Origin of the sequence: Bacillus sp. PSXD-155 (assembly GCF_049310765.1) — a bacterium.
Taxonomy (GTDB): Bacteria; Bacillota; Bacilli; order Bacillales; family Bacillaceae_G; genus Bacillus_A; species Bacillus_A cereus.
The window spans coordinates 353,419-362,045 of the sequence record NZ_JBMOWC010000003.1 but is presented as its reverse complement, the minus strand read 5'-3'; the positions used below and the strand labels follow the sequence as shown (position 1 = coordinate 362,045).

Genomic DNA, 8,627 nt, shown 5'->3' with positions numbered 1-8,627 from the left:
TAATCTCAGCTTTCAAATCGGCATCTACATCTGGACGATTCATTTTCTTTACTAAATCATAATACGTGCTTCGAGGAATAGTAGCTAGCTCCACGAGTGCCTTGACCGAATATTTATGCCTTAATTCATAGACTACTTGCGCTTTGTCTTGTTTTGTGATTTTTCCTTGTTTTGAACTAAGGCATTTAACTTTTTTAAGTACTCATTTTCCATCTCAAGCTGTTTAATGCGTGCTTCAAGTACTTCGACTGACCCTTCAGCTAAAGGTTGTTTTAATTGTTTATTTGAATCTTTTTTCATGGATGGACGCCCCTTTTTCTTAGATTGAAGGGCATCAATTCCTTGTGTTTCGAGCTGTTTTTTCCAAACAGAAATCGTTGAAGGGGCAGGAATATTAAAGATAGCTGCCGTCTCAAATAAGGACATACCGTTTTCAATCATAAAGTTTAGTACGTCTAGTTTAAATTGTTGTGTGTAATTTGTACATCGTTTTAGAAAAGCTTCCAGACCATTCTGTTTATATTGGTTTACCCAATTCAAAATGATTGTGTCACTTATACCGAGCGATCTACCCATTTCTCGATAACTTTCATTTCCGTTCAAATAACGTAGAACGATTTGTATTTTTTCATCAGCTGTAAATTTAGCCATAGAAAAACTGCACCTCCAATTGTTAGACTGTGTCTAACAATTGGGGTGCAGTTCAAAACTCGCTCTTTTTTTGTTATGTACAATAATTCATTACTATTCTAATTCAATTGAAACATTTTTTTGTGGTACAAATGTAGAAATTGCATGTTTATAAATAAGCTGTTGCTTACCTTCTGTTTCCAGCAGGACTGTAAAATTATCAAATCCTTTAATTAGTCCACGAAGCTGGAAACCATTTAATAAGTACAGCGTAACAAACGTATTTTCTTTACGGAGTTGATTTAAAAACTGATCTTGAATATTGATTGATTGCTTCATGTCGAATCCTCCTCTTTTTCTCTACTTACTATTATTCGACTTTACTTGTAACTTTCCTTCTATGTATCGTAAAATTTCTGACGTTTTTTCACCGTCTGTAACATCAAACCACGTGACATCCATTTTATTACGGAACCACGTTAATTGACGCTTTGCATAACGACGCGAATTCGTCTTTAATTGTGATACCGCATCTTCTAAAGGGGCTCGATTCTCAAAATAATCATAGATTTCTTTATATCCAATTGCTTGAATAGATTGACAATCTCGTATCCCTCTATTATACAGACCTTCTACTTCCTCTAATAGGCCTTGTTCCATCATCAAATCCACTCGTAAGTTAATGCGATCGTATAGCATTTCTCGATCCATTGTCAAGCCAATTAATGAAACATCATAGAGTAACTCTTTTTCTTGTTTCTCAATTTGGTCACTCATTTTTTCACCCGTCGTGTGGAAAATTTCTAACGCCCGAATGACACGTCGTACATTATTTGCATGAATACGCTCCGCACTTTCCGGATCTACTTCTTGCAATTTTTTATGTACATATTCCACACCGCGTTCTAAAGCTAACTTTTCCATTTGCTCTCGGTATATCACATCACCAGCATCATCTGTAAACTGATAATCGAATAAAACAGATTGTATATAAAGACCGGTCCCACCAACTATAATTGGTAATTTACCACGTTCTGTAATTTCTCGAATATGTTTGCGAACACGTTCTTGAAATTCCGCGACAGAAAATGAATCTTCCGGATTTTTTATATCGACCATATAATGTGGAATTCCGTCCATCTCTGCTTGTGTTACCTTTGCAGTTCCAATATCCATCGTTCGATAGATTTGCATGGAATCACCACTAATAATTTCACCGTTCAACGCTTTGGCAAGATCGATACTTAACTTCGTCTTTCCAACAGCTGTTGGTCCAATGATGACAGCAACTTTTTCACGTTGCACTTCTCCCATAGCATTCAACTCTCTTTATGTAATATACTCCATCTATTGATTATACCCAATCTTACCAATTTTAACGGCATGATTGCAAGTTCTTTCATTTCGGTACATGAAATTACATATAAAAAAGAACATAGTTTGTCCAATTCTGCATATACATGATAAAAATAGTTTCGAGAGGATGAGTTAACTATGAAACAATCCACCATCAATTTTTCATCTTTGACAAAAGACCTCATTTTAGCTACTTCTACAAAAGAACAAAATTGTTCACAAGAGGAATTATACTTCGCCCTAAATTGTTTACTACGGGCTTTTCATTCTACTCTCCATGAAACAACATCACATCCAGAAAATAAAAATACAGAATATATACAAACACAATTTTGCAGTGCATATAAAATTATTACAGGTAAAACTATTTATCCCTTTCAATAATCCATAAAAAGCGGCTGCTTACATAATTTCAAGCAACCGCTTTTTATATTAATATCGATAACCTATTGTATAACTTTCACTTTTACAGATTTGCGCCCCCAGCTATTAGCACTACCATCTGAACCGACTAATACATCAATACGATTTCCTTTAATCGCACCACCAGTGTCTCCAGCAATCGCTTCTCCATATCCTTCTACCCATACTTTTGATCCAAGCGGAATTACTTTCGGATCAACAGCAATTACTTTCATATTTGGATTTGCTGTTAAATCATGCCCCATTGCAGTTAATACACGACCACCATACGAACCATTCTCACTCGGATCTGCTGTATATGCCGTCGCTTCTACTGTAATTTCACGACCACCAGTAGGCGCACTTGTTTCAGTAGATTTCGCAACTGGTTTTGCAGCCGGCTTTTCTTTTACCACAGGTTTACTTGATTCTACATTCTTAATAGAATCGTTACTCTTAACAGACTCTTTATTCTTAACTGCTGTATTATTTTTAACCGGCGCTTCTTCTTGAGCTACAACCTCTTTCTTTTCAATTACAGGTGCCGTTCCTGTTAAAAATGGCACGTGAACATATCCGACTTTTCCATTGTAGTCGAATTGTAACCATTCATTTTGAACTTGATTCGTCGTTTCAATCACATCATTTTTATTAAGTTTACCTAAAATTTCAGAATCAGTATTCGCTCCAGCACGAACATTTAATACGCCCGCCGTTACATAATATGTGCTCTTTGTAAAATCAGCACTTACAAACGCTTCCTTACCGTTTAACTTAATTTTTGTCCATCCATTCTCTGTATTTATAACATCTAGTGTATTCCCACTTAACACTTTACCTACAAGCTTTGACTCTACATTTGGGTTTTCTCTAACATTTAATACGTCTGTTGTTACAATTGTTTCCGCTTTAGCAGAACCCGCAAAAATCCCAAGACCAAAAACTGCTGCTGTTGCTATACTTAATAATTTTTTCATGAATAGCCTCCATTTGCTTTGTTTTCGTATTTTCATTATAGCAACAGATTTTTAGAATTTTTAGAAATCACACAATTACAAAGCATTCGTAATATACAATTAACGAGTTGTAACATAAATTTCCATATTAATAAAATGTATTTCTCATACAATCTCCAGGGGTTTTCATATATTTTTCATATACGAGCACAAGAACTTTTTTCCAGAAAAAATTACAGTGTTACTTTTTTGTTACAAAAAATTCACAATTCGTTACATCTTTTACCAAAAAACATCAATATTCCATTGTTAACTTATTTTTTTGTAATAAAAAGAGAGCAGCTACTAAAAGCTACTCTCTTTTTATTTGTTATTGAACTTTCTTTTTCCAAACACCTAGCATAATAGCCGAGACAATTGTTCCAATTAATATAGAGAAAATATATAGTAACGGTTTATTTACTAACGCTATTACAAATAATCCACCATGCGGTGCCGGTAATGTAATTTGGAATAACATAGATAACGCACCTGCAATACTTGAACCAACAACACAACTTACGATTACTCGAACCGGATCTGCAGCTGCAAACGGAATCGCACCTTCTGTAATGAACGATGCTCCCATAATATAATTTGTTAAACCAGATTTACGTTCCGCTTCTGTAAACTTTGATTTAAAGAATGTAGTTGCGAATGCAATCGCAAGTGGCGGTACCATACCACCAGCCATAACTGCTGAGTGCACTCCAAAATTCTGTGCTTCTATTGCAGCAATACCAAACGTAAATGCCGCTTTATTAATTGGACCACCCATATCAATTGCCATCATACCACCTAAAATAAGACCTAGTAATATAGCATTCGTACCATTTAAACCATTTAACCACCCTGTCAACATTTCATTTAATGCTACTACAGGCGGAATTACTACTTTTTGCATTACAACTCCTGTAATCAATAATCCAAAGACTGGATATAACAAAACAGGTTTAATTCCTTCTAATTGTACTGGTAGTCCTGAAAATAATCTTTTTAACCCTAAAACAACATATCCAGCTAAGAAACCAGCAATTAATCCACCTAAAAATCCAGCATTCGCATTCGCCGCTAAAAATCCACCTACAACACCAGGCATAAAACCAGGACGATCAGCAATAGAGCTTGCAATAAATCCAGCTAAAATTGGTACAAGGAATAAAAATGCACCTGTTTTTCCTCCACCAATTGACATGAACAATTCAGCTAAAGGACCTTCCGCCTTTATACCACCAAACGAAAATGCTAGCGCTATTAAAATCCCGCCACCAACAACGAATGGAAGCATATTACTTACACCGCTCATTAAATGCTTATAAATTCCTAATCCTTTTTCTCTCTCAATACTTTCTGTTTTCCCATCCTCTTTTACACCTTTAAAGATTGGTGCATCTTGTTTGACAGCTCGTTTAAGCAGATTTTCCGTTTTTCTAATCCCATCAGCAACTGGCACTTGAATGACATGTTTACCAGCAAAACGATTCATTTCTACTTGTTTATCTGCCGCAACAATAATAGCTGTTGCACGTTCAATATCCTCTTTCGTTAAACCGTTTTTAATACCTGTTGATCCGTTCGTTTCAACTTTAATCGCTATTCCTAACTCTGCCGCTTTTGCTTTTAAGCTATCCGCCGCCATATATGTGTGAGCGATTCCAGTTGGGCAAGCTGTAACAGCAAGTACGTACGGTTCATTTCCTTCTGGTTTTGCGACTTCAATCTCTTCTTCTTTTTCATTCTCTTTTTCATCAAATAGTTGAAGAAGCTCACTTTCATCCTTCGCTTCTAATAGTTGCTTGCGAAACCCTTCATCCATTAATAATGTCGATAAACGAGACAACGTTTCTAAATGAGTATTATTCGCTCCTTCACTTGCAGCAATCATAAAGAATAAGTATGCCGGTTGTCCATCAAGCGACTCATAATTGATACCGCTTACACTTCTACCAAAACAAATCGATGGTTGTTTAACAGCCTTTGTCTTCGCATGAGGTATTGCAATACCTTCCCCTATTCCAGTCGTACTTTGGGACTCCCGCTTTAAAATAGCTTCTTTAAATTCCGTTTTACTATTTAAACGATTTGCCCCGTTTAATTTCTCAACTAATTCATCTATGACAGCTTCTTTATTTGAAGCTGTCAAATCCATAATGACTGTATCCCTTTTTAATAGTTCTGTAATTTTCATATGTTGCTTCCCCCTATCGCTTAGCTACAATTACTTGCGACAATAATTCTTCTACTTTTTCCTTCTTACATAAATCAGCTGAAAATGCTGTTGCACTCCCTGTTGCAACGCCGTATTGAAATGCCTTTTCAATATCTTTTGTCTGTTCATATTTGCCTACAAACCCTGCAACAAGAGAATCTCCGGCCCCAACTGAATTAATTACAACACCTTTTGGAACAGTCGCTTCATATATACCTTCTGCCGTAAATAATAAAGCTCCCTCTCCAGCCATCGATACGATAACGTGTTTTACACCTTGTTCAATTAATTTTCTTCCATAAGGTAAAATGTCTTCTACTGTTGAAAGCTCCACTCCAAACAACTCACCAAGTTCATGGTGGTTTGGCTTAATTAAAAATGGCTTATTTTTAATTACATGTTGCAGTGCACTTCCACTTGCATCTACTACTACACGAATACCTTTTTCAGCTCCAAACGCAGCGATTGATTCGTAAAAGGTACTTGGAATAGAGACTGGTACACTCCCAGCGAGTACAACACAATCTCCAGGTTGCATACTCTCAATTTTTTTCATTAACTGTTCGAACTGCTCTTTTGTTACAATAGGACCTTGGCCATTTAATTCTGTTTCTTCTTTCCCTTTTATTTTCACATTAATGCGAGTATCTTCATCTACTTGGACGAAGTTTGTTGTTACACCTTCGTCATGTAATACCTCTTTAATAAATTGACCAGTAAATCCACCAGTAAATCCAAGTGCTATATTTTTAACACCTAAACGCTGAAGAACACGAGAAACATTAATTCCTTTTCCTCCAGGAAACTTCATATCTTTCTCCGCTCGATTTATTGTTCCTAAATCAAAAGAAGGAACTTGCACTACATAATCAATAGATGGGTTTAAAGTAACTGTATAGATCATTGTTTATCAGCCTCAATTACATTGGTTTGTTTTTTATATTTTTCTAAATCAATTTCTAAATGGTTTGTAATAATATTTGCATCTTCAACATTTGCAATTTTCGCAAACGCAACTTCTGAAAACTTACTTTCATCAATTAAGAAATATCCTTCGTTTGCTAATGTTAGTGCCATTTGTTTTAGGAGCGCTTCTTCTGGATCTGGCGTTGTAAAGCCAAGCTGTTCATGTACACCATTTGCACCTAAAAAACATTTATCAAAGCGATACTTCTGCATACTTTCCTGTGCCATAGCACCGATTAAAGCTTTCGTCCTACTCTTCATCATTCCGCCTAGTAAATACGCACGAATATTATTTTCAACTAAAGCTTCAATATGCATAAGTCCATTCGTAACGACAGTAACATCTTTATTGATTAAAAATGGAATCATTTCAAATGTTGTACTCCCCGCATCTAAATAAATACAATCACCTTGTTCAACAACGCTAGCTGCATAATTAGCAATTTGTTGTTTTATTTGAATGTTTTTGGATGATTTTTCAACCATCGTTGGTTCTTGCCCTTTTCCTGTTAAAACAGCGGCACCACCATGAACTCTTTTTAATAACCTTTGCTTTTCCAATTGTGCTAAATCACGGCGAATTGTCGACTCAGAGCTTTCTGTTCTTTCAACTAATTGCTGTAATTTTACAACTTTCTTTTCTTTTACAAGTTGCAATATCATTTGATGACGTTCAGGAGTTAACATTTTATTCACCTCTTCTTTGATTACAGTATAATGAAAACGGTCACAAAAATCAACCATAAACAATCAAAAATAATCACAAACATTCATAAACGTTTATAAAAAGCAAAAAAAGAAACCTATTCGATCAAACAATCAAATAGGTTTCTTTTCTAAATTCACTTATAAAGAAGCTTTATATATACTTAGAACATCATCTTTATTTAATTTTTTAAAGTTACCAAATTCACCATACGCCATCGCTTTATTAGCCATTATATCAATTTCATTTTCTCCAATACCGTAATCAGCTAATGTTGCTGGCGCTTCAATTGAAGTCCAAAATTGACGCAGTGCCTCAATTCCTTCTAACGCCACTTCTTTATCTGTTTTTCCATCTGTTTCTATTTCAAATACACGAATAGCGAACTGTTTAAAACGACTTACATTTTCATCTACGACATGCTTCATCCAGTTAGGGAATAGAATTGCTAAGCCGCCTCCATGCGGTATATCATGAACAGCAGAAACTGCATGTTCAATATTATGAGTTGCCCAGTCACCTCTTACTCCCATTGCTAAAATACCATTTAACGCCATCGTTCCGCAATATAAAATTGTTTCCCTATGTTCATAATTTTCTAAATCACTTAAAAGCTTGGGAGCTGTCTCAATTACTGTTTTTAAAACAGATTCACAATAACGATCTTGTAGTTCTGTATTCGTTCCATGATGGAAATATTGTTCTAATACATGTGACATAATATCTACCATACCATAAATCGTTTGATCTCTCGGCACAGATGCAGTATGAACTGGATCTAAAATTGAAAACTGCGGGAATGTAACTGGGCTTCCCCATCCATACTTTTCATTCGTTTCCCAATTTGTAATTACCGAGCCTGCATTCATTTCAGAACCTGTCGCAGCAAGAGTAAGTACAGTACCAAATGGTAATGCCTCACTAGCAAATGCTTTTTTCGTTACAATATCCCATACATCTCCATCATATTTACTACCAGCAGCAATCGCTTTCGTACAGTCGATTACACTTCCTCCACCAACTGCTAAAATAAATTCGACTCCATTATCTTTACAAATTTGAATCCCTTTCTTTACAGTTGATACACGAGGATTCGGTTCAACACCCGTCAATTCAAATACTTCTGCATTAATATCCTTTAAAATAGAAATCACATTATCATAAATACCGTTTCTTTTAATACTGCCTCCTCCATATACGAGAAGAACCTTCTTACCAAACTGTGGAATTTCAGTTTTTAACTGTTCTAATTGATCTTTACCGAAAATAAGTTTCGTTGGATTACGAAATACAAAATTTTGCATATTTCTTTACCATCCCTTCTATTTGAAAAGCAACTATACTTTTGTATACCATATTTTTT

Annotated in this window: 8 protein-coding genes and 1 pseudogene; 1 reads left to right on the top strand and 8 read right to left on the bottom strand. The window is 35.4% G+C overall.

Features of this window, described 5'->3' with window-relative positions; all coding sequences use genetic code 11:
• The 3 genes and pseudogenes from ACO6VI_RS04615 to miaA all read right to left on the bottom strand — a co-directional run.
• Window positions 1-651: pseudogene (locus ACO6VI_RS04615) on the bottom strand (helix-turn-helix domain-containing protein); the annotation flags it as partial.
• 93 nt (window positions 652-744) lie between these two features.
• The gene (gene hfq, locus ACO6VI_RS04610; protein WP_000813896.1) at window positions 745-969 is read right to left on the bottom strand and encodes an RNA chaperone Hfq; all 225 of its coding nucleotides are present in this window, start codon (window positions 967-969) and stop codon (window positions 745-747) included.
• A gap of 21 nt (window positions 970-990) precedes the next feature.
• A complete protein-coding gene (miaA, locus tag ACO6VI_RS04605; RefSeq protein ID WP_000504953.1) occupies window positions 991-1,944 on the bottom strand; it encodes a tRNA (adenosine(37)-N6)-dimethylallyltransferase MiaA in 954 nt (317 codons plus the stop codon).
• Window positions 1,945-2,124: 180 nt separating this feature from the next.
• On the opposite strand from miaA, the gene ACO6VI_RS04600 reads away from it, so the two are divergent.
• On the top strand, window positions 2,125-2,370 hold the full coding sequence (locus ACO6VI_RS04600) for a hypothetical protein (protein WP_000814431.1): 246 nt from the start codon (window positions 2,125-2,127) through the stop codon (window positions 2,368-2,370).
• Between the two features lie 62 nt (window positions 2,371-2,432).
• Here ACO6VI_RS04600 and entD read toward each other — a convergent pair whose 3' ends face one another.
• The 5 genes from entD to ACO6VI_RS04575 all read right to left on the bottom strand — a co-directional run bounded on the left by entD (window position 2,433) and on the right by ACO6VI_RS04575 (window position 8,568).
• Window positions 2,433-3,365, bottom strand: a complete 933-nt coding sequence (gene entD, locus ACO6VI_RS04595; protein ID WP_023522798.1) for a cell wall-binding protein EntD — start codon at window positions 3,363-3,365, stop codon at window positions 2,433-2,435.
• A gap of 349 nt (window positions 3,366-3,714) precedes the next feature.
• Window positions 3,715-5,571, bottom strand: a complete 1,857-nt coding sequence (locus ACO6VI_RS04590) for a PTS fructose transporter subunit IIABC (protein WP_063548405.1) — start codon at window positions 5,569-5,571, stop codon at window positions 3,715-3,717.
• 13 nt (window positions 5,572-5,584) lie between these two features.
• Entirely contained in the window at window positions 5,585-6,496 is a 912-nt protein-coding gene (gene pfkB, locus ACO6VI_RS04585) for a 1-phosphofructokinase (protein WP_023522800.1), read from the bottom strand.
• Window positions 6,493-7,245, bottom strand: a complete 753-nt coding sequence (locus tag ACO6VI_RS04580; RefSeq protein WP_088019827.1) for a DeoR/GlpR family DNA-binding transcription regulator — start codon at window positions 7,243-7,245, stop codon at window positions 6,493-6,495. The genes pfkB and ACO6VI_RS04580 overlap by 4 nt, the downstream gene beginning before the upstream one ends.
• Window positions 7,246-7,404: 159 nt before the next feature.
• On the bottom strand, window positions 7,405-8,568 hold the full coding sequence (locus ACO6VI_RS04575) for an iron-containing alcohol dehydrogenase (protein WP_001179068.1): 1,164 nt from the start codon (window positions 8,566-8,568) through the stop codon (window positions 7,405-7,407).
• Window positions 8,569-8,627 lie beyond the last annotated feature (59 nt).